Origin of the sequence: Micromonospora sp. NPDC049049 (genome assembly GCF_040649115.1) — a bacterium.
In the GTDB taxonomy this organism is placed as follows: domain Bacteria; phylum Actinomycetota; class Actinomycetes; order Mycobacteriales; family Micromonosporaceae; genus Micromonospora.
The window spans coordinates 14,770-28,900 of record NZ_JBEZEX010000020.1 but is presented as its reverse complement, the minus strand read 5'-3'; the positions used below and the strand labels follow the sequence as shown (position 1 = coordinate 28,900).

Annotated in this window: 13 protein-coding genes; 5 read left to right on the top strand and 8 right to left on the bottom strand. The window is 72.1% G+C overall.

Annotation, left to right across the window (positions count from 1 at the left end; genetic code table 11):
* Window positions 1-88: 88 nt before the first annotated feature.
* Entirely contained in the window at window positions 89-1,300 is a 1,212-nt protein-coding gene (locus tag AB0B68_RS20700; RefSeq protein WP_357261842.1) for an acyl-CoA dehydrogenase family protein, read from the bottom strand.
* Entirely contained in the window at window positions 1,300-2,379 is a 1,080-nt protein-coding gene (locus tag AB0B68_RS20695) for a phosphotransferase family protein (RefSeq protein ID WP_357261839.1), read from the bottom strand. Before AB0B68_RS20695 ends, AB0B68_RS20700 begins: the two co-directional genes overlap by 1 nt.
* A 150-nt stretch (window positions 2,380-2,529) precedes the next feature.
* On the opposite strand from AB0B68_RS20695, the gene AB0B68_RS20690 reads away from it, so the two are divergent.
* A complete protein-coding gene (locus AB0B68_RS20690) occupies window positions 2,530-3,234 on the top strand; it encodes an amino acid-binding protein (RefSeq protein ID WP_357205263.1) in 705 nt (234 codons plus the stop codon).
* An 88-nt stretch (window positions 3,235-3,322) separates the two neighbouring features.
* Window positions 3,323-4,387, top strand: a complete 1,065-nt coding sequence (locus AB0B68_RS20685) for a GNAT family N-acetyltransferase (protein ID WP_357261836.1) — start codon at window positions 3,323-3,325, stop codon at window positions 4,385-4,387.
* 7 nt (window positions 4,388-4,394) lie between these two features.
* Here the strand turns inward: AB0B68_RS20685 and AB0B68_RS20680 are convergent, their stop codons facing one another.
* Together AB0B68_RS20680 and AB0B68_RS20675 are read right to left on the bottom strand one after the other, a co-directional pair.
* Window positions 4,395-4,793, bottom strand: coding sequence for a VOC family protein (locus AB0B68_RS20680; RefSeq protein WP_357261834.1), 399 nt, complete (start codon window positions 4,791-4,793; stop codon window positions 4,395-4,397).
* Window positions 4,794-4,858: 65 nt separating this feature from the next.
* The gene (locus AB0B68_RS20675; RefSeq protein WP_357261831.1) at window positions 4,859-6,424 is read right to left on the bottom strand and encodes an aldehyde dehydrogenase family protein; all 1,566 of its coding nucleotides are present in this window, start codon (window positions 6,422-6,424) and stop codon (window positions 4,859-4,861) included.
* A gap of 434 nt (window positions 6,425-6,858) precedes the next feature.
* Here AB0B68_RS20675 and AB0B68_RS20670 point away from each other — a divergent pair, with 434 nt between their 5' ends.
* On the top strand, window positions 6,859-9,762 hold the full coding sequence (locus AB0B68_RS20670; RefSeq protein WP_357261828.1) for a glycoside hydrolase family 9 protein: 2,904 nt from the start codon (window positions 6,859-6,861) through the stop codon (window positions 9,760-9,762).
* 72 nt (window positions 9,763-9,834) lie between these two features.
* On the opposite strand, the gene AB0B68_RS20665 is transcribed toward AB0B68_RS20670, so the two are convergent.
* On the bottom strand, window positions 9,835-10,182 hold the full coding sequence (locus AB0B68_RS20665; protein WP_357205279.1) for a hypothetical protein: 348 nt from the start codon (window positions 10,180-10,182) through the stop codon (window positions 9,835-9,837).
* Window positions 10,183-10,460: 278 nt separating this feature from the next.
* Between AB0B68_RS20665 and AB0B68_RS20660 the strand changes: the two genes are divergently transcribed.
* The gene (locus tag AB0B68_RS20660) at window positions 10,461-10,988 is read left to right on the top strand and encodes a DUF488 domain-containing protein (protein ID WP_357205281.1); all 528 of its coding nucleotides are present in this window, start codon (window positions 10,461-10,463) and stop codon (window positions 10,986-10,988) included.
* A gap of 1 nt (window position 10,989) precedes the next feature.
* Here the strand turns inward: AB0B68_RS20660 and AB0B68_RS20655 are convergent, their stop codons facing one another.
* From AB0B68_RS20655 to bioB, 3 genes are read right to left on the bottom strand one after another with little or no spacing between them, the layout of a single operon-like run.
* The gene (locus AB0B68_RS20655; RefSeq protein ID WP_357205284.1) at window positions 10,990-11,496 is read right to left on the bottom strand and encodes a GNAT family protein; all 507 of its coding nucleotides are present in this window, start codon (window positions 11,494-11,496) and stop codon (window positions 10,990-10,992) included.
* A 5-nt stretch (window positions 11,497-11,501) separates the two neighbouring features.
* Complete coding sequence (locus AB0B68_RS20650; protein ID WP_355007073.1) at window positions 11,502-11,693, bottom strand: hypothetical protein; 192 nt, start codon at window positions 11,691-11,693, stop codon at window positions 11,502-11,504.
* 5 nt (window positions 11,694-11,698) lie between these two features.
* Window positions 11,699-12,694 (bottom strand): biotin synthase BioB, encoded by a 996-nt coding sequence (gene bioB, locus AB0B68_RS20645; protein ID WP_124819840.1) that lies wholly within the window; start codon window positions 12,692-12,694, stop codon window positions 11,699-11,701.
* A 155-nt stretch (window positions 12,695-12,849) separates the two neighbouring features.
* Between bioB and AB0B68_RS20640 the strand changes: the two genes are divergently transcribed.
* Window positions 12,850-13,986, top strand: a complete 1,137-nt coding sequence (locus AB0B68_RS20640) for an 8-amino-7-oxononanoate synthase (RefSeq protein ID WP_357261825.1) — start codon at window positions 12,850-12,852, stop codon at window positions 13,984-13,986.
* The last annotated feature ends 145 nt before the right edge of the window (window positions 13,987-14,131 follow it).

Here is a 14,131-nt window from a genome sequence, read left to right as displayed (position 1 = left end):
GTGCGGGCGCGGGACGTGCGGGTGCGGTGGGCGCGGGGCAGGGTGCAGGGGCGGCGCGAGCGCGGGGCGGGGCGGGGTGTGGGCGGGGTTACGGGGCCCAGCGGCGTAGTTCGCGCTTGGCCAGGGAGTTGCGGTGCACCTCGTCGGGCCCGTCGGCCAGGCGCAGGGTGCGGGTCTGCGCCCAGAGGGCGGCCAGTGGCGTGTCCTGGCTGACGCCGGCGCCGCCGTACCCCTGAATAGCCTTGTCGATCACCCACTCCGCCATCGCCGGCGTGCCGATCTTGATGGCCTGGATCTCGGTGTGTGCGCCCTTGTTGCCGACGGTGTCCATCAGCCAGGCAGTCTTGAGCACCAGCAGCCGGGCCTGCTCGATGCGGACCCGGGACTCGGCGATCCACTCCCGGACCACGCCCTGCTCGGCCAGCGGTCGGCCGAACGCGATCCGTTCGTTGGCGCGGCGGCAGAGCAACTCAAGGGCGCGTTCGGCCATTCCGATCAATCGCATGCAGTGGTGGATCCGGCCCGGCCCGAGCCGGGCCTGGGCGATGGCGAAGCCGGTGCCCTCGGCACCGATCAGGTTCTCCGCTGGCACCCGGACGTCGGTGAAGTCGATCTCGGCGTGCCCGCCGTGCGAACCGTCGGTGTAGCCGAAGACGGTCATGCCCCGGCGCACTGTCACCCCGGGGGTGTCCCGGGGGACCAGCACCATGCTCTGCTGGCGGTGCCGGTCAGCGGTGGGGTCGGTCTTGCCCATCACGATGAAGATCTCGCAGCGCGGGTCCATGGCCCCGGACGACCACCACTTTCGTCCGTTGATCACGTACTCGTCGCCGTCGCGGGTGATCCGGGTGGCGATGTTGGTGGCGTCGGAGGAGGCGACATCCGGCTCGGTCATGCAGAAGGCCGAGCGGATCTCGCCCTCCAGCAGCGGCATCAGCCAGCGCTGTTGCTGCGCCTCCGAACCGAACTCGGCCAGCAACTCCATGTTGCCGGTGTCCGGTGCCGCGCAGTTGACCGCCTCCGGCGCGAGGTGCGGGCTGCGCCCGGTCAGCTCGGCCAGGGGGGCGTACTGGAGGTTGGTCAGGCCGGCGCCGTAACGCGGGTCGGGCAGGAAGAGGTTCCACAGGCCGCGCTTGCGGGCCTCCGTCTTCAGTTCGGCCAACACCGGGGTACGCGACCACGGCTCCCCGGCGGCCACCTGTTCGGCGTGCACGGCCTCGGCCGGGTAGACGTGCTCGGTCAGGAACCGGGTCAGCTCGGCGCGCAGCTCTTCGGTCCGGCTGTCGTATGAGAAGTCCATCACCGCTCCCTGGCGGCGGTCAGTCCGTGCGCGACCAGCGGTGCCACCATCTCGCCGATCCGGTCGAAGCCCTCGCCGAGCGTCTGCCCGAGCGTGTGGCGGTAGTGGATGCCCTCGCAGATGACCGCGAGCTTGAAACAGCCCAGCGCCACGTGCCAGTGCAGCGGCCCGACGTCGACATCGCTGCGGCCGGCGTACCTGTCGATCAGCTCGCTGCCGGTGGGGAAGCCGGCGCGCGGGCCGAGCCCGTCGGCGACGGGGTTGCCCGCGGCGGTGTCGCTGCCACCGAGCACGTCCCAGTAGGTCAGCAGCAGCCCCAGATCGGCGAGGGGGTCGCCGAGGGTGGCCATCTCCCAGTCGAGCACCGCGTGCACGGCCACCGGGTCGGCTGAGGCGAGGAGGTTGTCCAGCCGGTAGTCGCCGTGCACGATCCGGCCGGCGTTCGCGCCCTCCGGTGCGGTCGCCGCGAGCAGGTCACGCAGCTCGTCGATGCCGGGCAGCGGCCGGCTGCGGGAGCGGTCGAGCTGCCCGGACCAGCGGCGGACCTGCCGGGCGAGGTAGCCCTCGGGGCGGCCGAAGTCAGCCAACCCGACGCTCGACGGGTCGACGCTGTGCAGCGCCGCGAGGGTGTCCATCATCGCCATGGCGAGTGCGCGGCGGCGCTCGTCGCCCAGCGGGTCGGTCTGCGCGCGGGTGCGGAACACCTCGCCGGGCATCCGCTCCATGAGGTAGAACGGCGCGCCGATCACCTCGGGGTCGGTGCAGAGCAGCATTGCGCCCGGGACCGGCACCTCGGTCGGCGCCAGCGCCGAGATGACCCGGAACTCGCGCGCCATGTCGTGCGCGGTCGCCAGCACGTGGCCCAGCGGGGGGCGGCGCAGCACCACCTCGCGGTCGCCGAGGCGCAGCAGGTAGGTGAGGTTGGACTTGCCGCCCGCGATCAGCTGTGCCCGCAGCGGCCCGACGGCCAGCTCGGGTCGGTGCTGTGCCAGATGGTCGGCGAGACGGTCAAGGGCCAGCCCCGCTGGGGAGACGGCCGTGGCCTCCGGCCGTGACTCGTCGACGGCCGGATCGCTCATCGGACTAGTTGATGGCAGCCCGCTCACGTTGTCAAGGTCAGAATTTCCGCTTGGGACATGCCCTTGCAACAGGGACGAAATGGTCAACTACCAGGCTGTGGTCAGCCTGCCGGTCGCTTCTCTGCCGGCCCGCCGAGCGGAGGGACAGACATGTTGCTGCGAGTTCGGGTCACCCTGCCGGACCGTCCGGGCACCCTCGGTCAGGTCGCCCGCACCTTGGGCGTCTCCGGGGCGGACATCGTCCAGGTGGTGGTCCTCGAACGGCTCGGCGGGCGCGCGGTGGACGACTTCACTGTCGTCTGGCCGGGTGCGGCGCGGGTGGAGCGGCTGCTGGCTGGCCTCGCGGCGATACCGGGGGTGCGGGTGGACGGTGTGTGGCGGGCGATCGGCGCGCCCACCACCACCGGCCAGGACGCGGAGCTGTTGGCCCAGGTCGCGGCAAACCCGGCCGACGGGTTGGCCACCCTGGTCGACGCGGTGCCGGGGCTGCTGGCCGCCGACTGGGCAGTGGCCGCCGTGGTGCCGGTCGACTGGGCCTCGCGCAGCGGGGGCGGCGGGGCGACCGTGGGGTACGCGAGCTGGCGGGCACCCGTACCCGCGCGGTTGCCGGAGGTGACCCCGCTGCGCGGTCGGTCGATGACCACGCCCGACGGGACCCACCACGCGATCACGCCGTTCGGTCGGGCGGGCCTGGTGCTGGTGGTGGCCCGTGAGCGCAGCGAGACCACCCTCTCCGCCGCGGCGTTCCACAGCACCGAGGTGGATCGGCTCACCCAGCTCGTCCGCGCCTGCGCGGTGATCCTCGGTGACCGACTCGATCTCGTCGGTTCGCCGCCGGTGGTCGCCGGCCCCTGAGCGGCCGAGGAGTTCCCGGGCCGACACCGCTGGGCAACCGGGCGGCAACAGGCGGGGGTGAGGCTCTTACCGGGGAAGGGAGCCAACCATGACGTTGTGGCGGATCCGAGCGACGGTGGACGACCGACCGGGTTACCTGTCGGTGCTCACGGCGAGCCTCGCGCTGCGTGGGGTCAACATCCTCACCGTGCAGGTGCAGCCCACCGAGCAGGGCGCGGTGGACGACTTCCTGGTCGACGCGCCGGACGCGCTCGACGAGGCTGGGCTGATCGCCGCCGTCGAGCGGGGTCGGGGCCGGGACTGCTGGGTGGCGCGCAGCGAGGCGCGTGGTCTGGCCGACCAGCCCACCCGGGTGCTCGGGCTGGCCAACCGGTTGGTGCGTGACCCGGACGCGACGGGCGAGGCGTTGCGGACGCTGCTCGCCGCCGACGTCGTGAGCTGGCGACCGGCGTCGGTCGGCGGCGAACGGGGGATCACCGGGGCGAGCATGCTGTTGGCGGACCCGGCGGGCGGTTCGTTCGCGCTGCGCCGGGCCGCGCCCGACTTCACCCCGGCGGAGTACGCGCGGGCGCAGGCTCTCGTCGAGCTGGCCGCCACTGTGGCGCGCCGGGCCGCCGAACAGGTGACAGTGGTGCTGCCCGACGGCGCGGAGGTGGCCGTCCGGCCGGCGAGCGCCCACGATCTGCCCGGCGTGGTGGAGCTGCACGAGGCGTGCTCGCCGTGTAGCCGGCAGCGGCGTTACCTGGGCGGGGCGGCGCTGCCGCAGCCGGCCCGCCTGCGTCGACTGCTGGAGCCGAGCCGAGGGCTGACGCTGATCGCCAGCACCACCGGCTCCGACGGCGCGGCAGAGTCGGTGGTCGCGATGGCGAACCTGCTTGGCGAGGGCGACGAGGCGGAGGTGGCGCTGCTGGTGCGCGACGACTGGCAGCGGCGTGGGCTCGGCTCGGCGTTGCTGCGCCGGGTGGTTCAGCACGCCGACCGGTCCGGGTACGCGGCGCTGGTGCTGCACGTGCAGGCCACCAACGACCCGATGCTGCGGACGCTGCACCGGCTGGGCCGGCCCACCGTTGTGGAACGCGACGGCGGGCTGCTCACCCTCACCGTCGCGCTCTCTGTCCCCACCGGGGCGGACCGGACGGGCGCGTTCGCCTAGGGCCGGCTCAGGGCCCGGGCGGCTCGCGGCGGCCCGAGACGCAGAACCGGTTGCCCTCCGGGTCGGCGAGCACCACGTACGGCGGCTCCGTCGGGTGTGGGTCGGTGGGGTAGTGCCGCCAGTCGACGATCCGCGCGCCGAGGGCGAGCAGCCGGTCGAGTTCCTCGTCGAGGGGTCGGTCGCCGGCGTCCAGATCCAGGTGGAGCCGGGGGAACTCCCGCACGGGGCTCTCGCTGAGGTCCATCGCGAGGGCTGAGCCCGACACCCCGGGCGGCGGCTCCAGCACGATCCACTCGTCGCCGGTGAATCGGGGCTCGCGGCGACGGTAGCCGAGGGCCGCGGCCCAGAACGTTCCGGCCCGTTCGGCGTCGGCCACGCCCAGGGAGAGCTGTGCGATCAATGCCATCTCCCGACCGTACGTGGTGACGAGAGCCCCTTGTGCGCGGCGAGCTTCCACAAGGGGCCCGGTCGTCAGGTGCTGGGGTAGCTGCTGTAGTCGGGGAAGTTGCCGTAGAGCCGGCTGTCTCCGCCGACGGTGACGGCCTGCACCAGCAGGTCGCCGCCGACGAACGCGCCCTTCCAGGAGGCGCCCCGGCCGCCGAACGGTTCGTCGCGGTCACCGCGTGAGCGCGGCTTGTTGATGCCCACCTTGAACGCCTGAAGGTCCACGGCGAGCTTGCCGGCCTCGTCGGTGTCGTCGCAGGCGAGTGAGGCCACCAGCGCGCCGTTGGAGGCGTTCATCGCGGCCAGCAGCTCGTCGGTGGTGTCCACCACGACGATCGTGTCGACCGGACCGAACGGCTCGGCGTGCATCAGTCGGGACCGTCCGGGCGGGGCGAGCAGCACCGACGGCGCCACGTACGCGGAGGTGTCCTGCCCGGGCAGGAACGGCGCGCCGGCGAGTTTGCCCCGGTGCAGGGGGATCGCGCCGCCACGGACGGCCTCGTCGACGGTACGGCGGAGCTCGTCGGCCTTGGTGGCGCTGATCAGCGGACCGAAGTCCAGCTCGGGCAGCGGGTCACCGGCGGCCCAGTCGTCACCGACGGCGAGCGGGTGACCGAAGCGGACGGAGCGGACGACCGGCAGGTACATGTCGAGGAACTCGTCGACGAGGTCGCGCTGCACGACGAACCGGGGGTACGCGGTGCAGCGCTGCTTGCCGTACTCGAAGCCCTTCCTGAGGTGCGTGGCGAGCAGGTCCCACTGGGAGAAGTTCCAGATGCCCCAGGCGTTGAGGCCCTCCTGCTCGATGAAGTGCCGCTTGTCGCTGTCGAGCAGAGCGGCGGCCACCTTGCCGCCGTTGGAACGGCCGCCGACGAATGCCACAGCGCCGATCTCGGGTGCCCGGACCAGCACCTCGGACAGTTCCGAGCCGCTGCCGGAGACGAGCGTGGCGGGCAGTCCGGCCCGGCGCATCAACGCGTGCGCGACGGTCAGGCACACCGCGCCGCCCTGGGACGGGGTCTTGGCGATGACCGCGTTGCCGGCCAGGAGCTGCACCAGTTCGGCGTGCACCAGCACGCTCATCGGGTAGTTCCACGACGCGATGTTGCTGACCGGGCCGGGCAACGGCTCGCGGCCGTCGGCGAGCATCCGGTCGATCTCGCCCGCGTACCAGCGGACGCCGTCGAGCGCCCGGTCCACGTCGGCGCAGGCCAGCCGCCACGGCTTGCCGATCTCCCACACCAGCAGCAGGGCGAGCAGGTCGCGGTGGGCGGTGAGCAAGTCCAGGGCCTCGGCGACCCGGGCCCTGCGGTCGGCCAGCGGGGTCCGGGCCCAGGCCCGGTGCGCGGCGGCGGCGTGGGCGACCGCGGCGCGCGCGGTGGTCGCGTCGACCCGGGGCAGGTTGATGAGGACGGTGTTGTCCACCGGGGTGCGGACCGGGGCGGGCTGGCCGACCGCCCGCCATTCGCCCTCGACCAGGTTGTGCAGGGTGGTGACGCCGTCGACCTCGGGGCCGAACGCCTCCGGGGCGACGGTCACCGCGCGGGCCAGGATGTCGGCCCAGGCGGTGTCGTCGGCGAGTCGTAGTGCCATCGCTTCTCCTCAGGGTTGACCAGGGAGCGGCGGCGTCGACGGCACCGCTGGTGAGCGGTACTGTCTCGCGCTTCGTAGCGGGTCAGCAACAGTACGTTTGTCTGGCTGGTCGCCGGAGCGCTCGATCGGTGCGAAATCTATCGCGGACGCTCCCGCCGTGAGCTGCGCAAACGTCTTTCATAAATCGAGATCTATCGATGGTGTGAAATGGTCCGCAGTGGTTACTCGCGAGTACGGAAGTGGTGCCGCGCGCGTCGGCCCCGATCGGCAGGCTTCCCAACCAGCGACCCGCCCATTACATTGTCGTTTATCCATGGGAGCGCTTCCACGACCCATGGTCACACCGCCACCCCCGCTGTCGCCGGTGGCCGTGCCGCCCGTACGCCGTCCCGCGTCGGTGCGACCGCCGGCGGCGCCTCCGACAGGAGTCCGCCATGCGCCACCTGACCCGGCCGTTCAGCGGCCAGCCCGGCCGGTCGCCGGCCGCCGACCAGCCCTGGCCGCGGCGGCTGCTGGCCCTCGGCGTCGCGCTGCTCACCGGCGCGTCCCTCGCGGTGACCGCGCCACCGTCCGGGCCTGCCTCCGCCGCGCCGGCGGCGACCTACAACTACGCCGAGGCGTTGCAGAAGTCACTGCTCTTCTACGAGGCGCAGCAGTCCGGTCCACTGCCCGACTGGAACCGGGTCTCCTGGCGCGGAGACAGCGCGCTCACCGACGGCGCCAGCGCGGGCGTGGACCTCACCGGCGGCTGGTACGACGCCGGCGACCACGTCAAGTTCGGTTTCCCGATGGCGTTCAGCGCCACGATGCTCGCCTGGGGCGCTGTCGAATACCGCAGCGGTTACACCTCGTCCGGGCAACTGCCGCACCTGCTCAACAACCTGCGCTTCGTCAACGACTACTTCATCAAGGCGCACCCGTCGGCCAACGTCCTCTACGGACAGGTCGGCAAGGGCGACGACGACCACAAGTGGTGGGGTCCGGCCGAGGTGATGCAGATGGCGCGGCCCGCGTACAAGATCGATGCGAGCTGTGGCGGCGCGGACCTGGCGGGGGAGACGGCGGCCGCGATGGCCGCCTCCTCGATGGTGTTCCGCCCCACCGACGCGGCCTACGCCGACAAGCTGCTCGGCCACGCCCGGCAGCTCTACACCTTCGCCGACACGGTGCGGAAGGCCTACCACGAGTGCATCACCGACGCCACGAGCTTCTACCGCTCGTGGAGTGGCTGGCAGGACGAGCTGGTCTGGGCCGCGATCTGGCTGCACCGGGCCACCGGCGAGGCCAGCTACCTGGCCAAGGCCGAGAGTGAGTACGACAAGCTCGGCACCGAGAACCAGACCACCACCCGCTCCTACAAGTGGACAATCGCCTGGGACAACAAGCAGTTCGGCGCGTACGTGCTGCTGGCCAACCTGACCGGCAAACAGAAGTACGTCGACGACGCCAACCGGTGGCTTGACTACTGGACCGTCGGGGTGAACGGGCAGCGGGTGCCGTACTCGCCGGGCGGGATGGCGGTGCTCGACTCCTGGGGCGCGCTGCGCTACTCCGCGAACACGTCCTTCGCCGCGCTGGTCTACAGCGACAAGACCACCGACACCACCCGCAAGGCGCGCTACCACGACTTCGCCGTCCGGCAGATCAACTACGCGCTCGGCGACAACCCGCGCAACTCCAGCTACGTCATCGGGTTCGGCGCCAACGCACCGAAGAACCCGCACCACCGCACCGCGCACGGCTCCTGGTGGGACAGCCAGACCGTGCCGGTGGAGACCCGGCACACCCTCTACGGTGCGCTGGTCGGCGGCCCGTCCTCGGCCAACGACGCGTACAGCGACAGCCGGTCGGACTACGTGATGAACGAGGTGGCCACCGACTACAACGCCGGCTTCACGTCCGCGCTGGTCCGGCTGACCTCCGAGTACGGCGGCACGCCGCTGGCGAACTTCCCGGTCGCCGAGACGCCGGACATCGACGAGCTGACAGTGGAGACCACAGTGACGCAGGCCGAACCTCGGGCCACCGGGCTCAAGGTGATGGTCTACAACAAGTCCGCGTTCCCGGCCCGCGCGCTGACCGACGGCCGGTTCCGGTACTACTTCCGGCCCGACGGCACCGGCCCGGTGCAGGTCACCGCCGGCTACACCCAGGGCTGCCCGTCCCCGACCACCGCCAAGCAGTTCAGCGGCGACATCTGGTACGTCGAGGTGGACTGCGCCGGGTACACCATCGCTCCGGCGGGTCAGTCGCAGCACCGGATGGAGGTCCAGTTCAAGATCGGCGTGCCGGAGGGCGGCACCTGGGACCCGACCAACGACCCGTCGTACCAGGCCACCGCCGGGCCCAACCGGAAGGTGCCGCTCTACTCCGGAGCCACCCGTGTCTGGGGCGAGGAGCCGGGCCCGGTCGTCCCGGACACCACCAAGCCGACCGTCCCGGGTACCCCGGTGGCGTCCAACCTCGGCCCCCGCACTGTCACCCTGACCTGGGCGCCGTCCACCGACAGCGGCGGCAGTGGCCTGGCCGGCTACGACGTCCGCGAGGTCCAGGTCAACAGCGACACGGTCCTGGTCCGGCCGGTCACCGGCACGACGTTGACCATCACAACGCTGCTGCCAGCGACGTCGTACGAGTTCACCGTCGTGGCGCGCGACGGCGCCGGCAACACGTCCACCGCTTCACCGAAGCTCACGGTGACCACGCCGCCGGCCGGCACCGCCGACACCACAGCGCCGAGCACCCCCGGCACGCCGGTCGCCTCGGCCGTCACCGCCACCGGTCTCACCCTGGCCTGGACCCCGTCGACCGACAACGTGGGCGTCACCGGTTACCGGGTCTACCGCGAGGCCGGCGCCACCGACGTGCTTGTCGGCTCGCCGACCGGCAGCACCCAGGCGGTGTCCGGGTTGACCGCCTCCACGGCGTACCAGTTCTACGTGGTAGCGGTGGACGCGGCGGGCAACACCTCCGCGGCGTCCACGCCGGTCGCGGTGACCACCGCGGCCCCGCCGGTCGGTGGTACCTGCACTGTGGGGTACGCCACCACCGACTGGGGCGGCGGCTTCACCGCCAACGTGTCGATCACCAACACCGGCACCACCGCGATCAACGGCTGGACCCTGCGGTTCAGCTTCCCCGGCGGGCAGAGCGTCAGCCAGGGCTGGTCGGCGGCGATCAGCCAGAGCGGCGCGGCGGTCACCGCCACGAACCTGTCCTACAACGGCACGATCGCGGCCGGCGCGTCGGTGAGCTTCGGCTTCAACGGCACGTACAGCGGCGCCAACCCGAAGCCGACCGCCTTCACCGTCAACAACACCACCTGCACCGTGTCCTGAGCCCATCCCGGGCAGTCGCGGCCGGTCACCGTCCCCCGGTGGCCGGCCGCGAACGACCACCGGGAACGCTTGTCAGCCGGCCCGGTAGGAAAGGTAGTAGCCCTCGTGCGGCCAGCTGTGGAAGTTGTTGAGCTCGGACGCAGCGCCGGTGCAGTCGGAGGTCCGGTAGCCAGAGACGGAACCGAAGCCGTTCCAGCCGATCGCCCAGATCGCCTCGGCCGGGACCGGGCGGCAGATGCCGTCGCGCGTGGCCTGCCTGCCTACGATGATCTGCGTGTAGGCCTGGTAGAAGACGAGGCCGGTGTCGGGAACCTTGAGCGTCTCGACAGCGGCTGCGGGCGACGCCGGTATCGTCACGGTCAGTGTGGTGATCAAAGCGGCGGCGAGACCCGCAGCGATTCGGCTGGTGAATCTGCGCATGAGCTTCCCTTCCTAACGGTGTTCAGGGACGGGGCCGGAGCTCTTTCAGCCCAGAGGCAGATTGATTTGCGTCGATTATATTCCTCATGTCAACCAACCCGCTGCTGATCGCTGTCGCTGAGCGGCCCGAAAGCAGAGGTGGCTGGAAGTTGGTCGCCTGGGGGCACCGCGACGAGATCTTGGACAGTTACCGTTCCGCGCGGACGGAAACTGGATGGCCGACCCTCGCGGGCGAACTCGGGTGGATAGGTCGGGGGGATTCCGGGCAAGCTGCGGTCGTGCGGGAGTTGCTGACCGTCGGGCACGGCGCGGCCGATCGGGGCCGGCTGGGAGAGTTGCTGACCGGGGCGGGGATCGCCCAGGTGGTGGACGTGCGGCGATACCCAGCCAGCCGCACCAACCCGGACGTCCGCCGGGAGGAACTCGAACGGTGGCTGCCCGAGTGCGGCATCGACTACCGCTGGGAGCCGCGGCTCGGCGGACGACGGCACGTCCCGGCCGGGGAGCCGGAGCCGGACACCTGGTGGACGGTCGCGGCGTTCCGGGCGTACGCCGCCCACACCCGGACGGCCGAGTTCGACGACGCGCTCGCCGAGGTGCTCGCCGGGGCGGATCGTCGGACCACCGCGATCATGTGCAGTGAGAGCGTGTGGTGGCGCTGCCACCGGCGGTTGATCGCCGACGTCGCGACGCTGAGCAGCGGAGTCTCCGTGGCGCACCTGATGCCGGACGGCCGCCTCAGCCCGCACCGGCCGGCCGAGGGCGCCCGCCGACTGCCCGACGGCCACCTGCTGTGGGACGACTGAGTCACTCCACGAGGTCGTCGGCGAGCAGGTCCATCAACAGGCCGTCGTGCCAGCGGCCGTCCGCGCCGCGCTCGTAGCGGCGCAGCACCCCCACCGGGCGGAAACCAACCTTCGCGTACGCCCGGATGGCGGCGCTGTTCGCCGCGGCCGGGTCGATGGTGAAACGGTGGTGGCCGTACTCGTCGATCAGGTGTCGGGCCAGGGTGCGGATCGCGTCACCACCGAGGCCGGCGCCGCGCTCCGCCGGGTCGAGGAAGACGTCAAGGCTGGCGTGCCGGTAGTCCGGGTCCGCCTCGGCGTACCACTGGATCGCGCCGACCACCCGGCCCTCGTGCTCGATCGCGTACACGTGCAGGTCGTCGTCGGCGAGGTCGGCACGCACGGAGTCGGCCAGATCGTCGCCGCCCCGCCACCACCGGCGTACCTCCGGGTCGGCCCGGATCGCGGCGAGGGCCGGCACGTCAGCGACCGTCGCCGGTCGTAGTGTCACCGCCCGCCCTCGCAGCATCCGGCTCAGCCCCGCATCTCGCCGTGCTCGACGCAGATCGCCGACCAGCCCACCGGCAGCACCTGAACCTTCATCCGGCGACGGCAGCGGGGGCAGAACCGGGGCGGCTCCAACTGGCGGGCCGACGCGCAGGCCGGGTGGACGGTGGCCGTCGCCGGCTCACCGCACCTGTCGCACCACAGCTCCGTCGTCGTCATTGTCGTCACAGCGTGGCGGAGAGCGCCTTGACCGGCATCTTCAACTCGTCCAACAGCTCCAGGTCGGCCGTCGCCGGTCGACCCAGCGTGGTCAGGTAGTTGCCGACGATCACCGCGTTGATGCCGCCGAGCAGGCCATCACGGGTGCCGAGGTCGCCGAGAGTGATCTCGCGGCCACCGGCGTACCGCAGGATGGTGCGCGGCATGGCCAGCCGGAACGCGGCGATGGCCCGCAGCGCGTCCTTGCCCTCCACCACCGGACGGTCACCGAGCGGCGTGCCGGGACGCGGGTTGAGGAAGTTGAGCGGCACCTCGTGCGGGTTCAGCTCGGCGAGCTGCGCGGCGAACTCGGCCCGCTGCTCGACGGTCTCACCGAGGCCGAGGATGCCACCGCAGCACACCTCCATGCCGGAGTCGCGAACCATCCGCAGCGTCTCCCAGCGCTCCTCCCACGAGTGCGTGGTGACCACGTTGGGGAAGTACGACTTGCAGGTCTCCAGGTTGTGGTTGTAGCGGTGCACGCCCATGTCGACCAGGTCGTCGACCTGCTCCTTGGTGAGCATGCCCAGCGACGCGGCGACCTGGATGTCGACAGCCGCCTTGATGGCGGCGACGCCCTCGCGCATCTGCTTCATCAGCCGGGCGTCCGGACCGCGGACCGCGGCGACGATGCAGAACTCGGTCGCCCCGGTCGCGGCGGTCTGCTTCGCCGCCTCGACCAGCGACGGGATGTCCAGCCAGACCGAGCGCACCGGCGAGGTGAACAGGCCCGACTGCGAGCAGAAGTGGCAGTCTTCCGGGCAGCCGCCGGTCTTGAGCGAGACGATGCCCTCGACCTCGACCTCCGGGCCGCACCAGCGCATCCGCACGTCGTGAGCGAGCTGGAGGGCGGCGGGCAGGTGCTCGTCGGGCAGGTTCAGCACGGCGAGGATGCCGGCCTGATCGAGGCCGACACCGTCACCCAGGACCTGGGTCCGGGCCTGGTCGAGGATCTCTGGCATGGCTCGTACCCTACAAGGCTCTCCGATCAGCCTGAATGACCTGGCGGCCCGTCGGTGCCTCGCACCGAGTGGAATCGTCGGGCCGATGGCGGCGGGTGGTAATTTCGCCCGGCGGGTGTCGGGCTGACCGGCACACACAGCGGGGGAGGGTGACGGTGGCGGACTGGCTGGCGGCGCTCGACCGCCGCGCGGAGCTGCGGGCGAAGGCCGGGCTCACCAGGCGACTGCATCCGCGTCCGGCCGACGATCAGATGACCGATCTGGCCGGCAACGACTACCTCGGCCTGGCCACCCACCCGGACGTCGTCGCCGCGGCCACGGCGGCCCTCTCGGCGTACGGGCTGGGGGCTACCGGGTCGCGCCTGGTCCGGGGCTCCACCGACGCGCACCGGGCGCTGGAGGAGGATCTGGCCCGCTGGTTGGGCACCGACGGCGCCCTGGTCTTCTCCTCCGGCTACCTCGCCAACCTCGGCGCGCTGCGGGCGCTCGTCCAACCTCGGACGCTGCTCGTCTCCGACGCGCACAACCACGCGTCGCTGATCGACGGCTGCCGCATCTCCGGTGCGGAGACGGTGGTCACCCCGCACGCCGACGTCGACGCGGTGGCCGCCGCGCTCGCGGCCGCTCCCGGCCGCCCGGCGGTGGTGGTGACGGAGTCGGTGTTCTCGGTCGACGGTGATCTCGCCCCGCTGGCTCGGCTGCACGCGGTGGCCCGCCGTCACGGCGCGCTGCTGCTGGTCGACGACGCGCACGCGCTGGGCCTGACCGGTCCGGCCGGCGCGGGCGCGGTGGCGGCCACCGGGCTGGCCGGCGAGCCGGACGTGGTGATCACCGCCACCCTGTCCAAGGCGCTCGGTGGCGCGGGCGGCGTTGTCGCCGGCCCGGCCGAGTTCGTCCGGCATCTGGTCGAGACCGGGCGCACGTTCATCTTCGACACGGCACTGCCGCCAGCGGTCGCCGCCGGCGTGCACGCGGCGCTGCGGCTCGCCCAGGCCGGCGACGACCTGCGCGCCGAACTCTCCGACCGGGTGGGACTGGCGGTCGGTCGGCTGAGAGCGGCCGGGCTGACCGTCTCCGCCCCGGACGCGGCGGTGATCTCGGTGACCGCCCCGGGTCCGGAGGCGGCGACCGCGTGGGCCGCGGACTGCCGGGACCGGGGTGTCGCGGTGGGCTGTTTCCGGCCACCATCCACCCCGGACAGCCGCTCCCGCCTGCGCCTCACGGTGAGCGCGGGGGTGCCCCGGACGGCGTTCGAGCGGGCGCTGGACGTCATCGTGGAGACGGCGCCGTGAGCGCGAGGAGTGAGCCGGGTTTGCGAGCCCCGCAGTCGCGAACCGAGGTGGCGCCGTGAGCGCGAGGAGTGAGCCGGGTTTGCGAGCCCCGCAGTCGCGAACCGAGGTGGCGCCGTGAGCGCGAGGAGTGAGCCGGGTTTGCGAG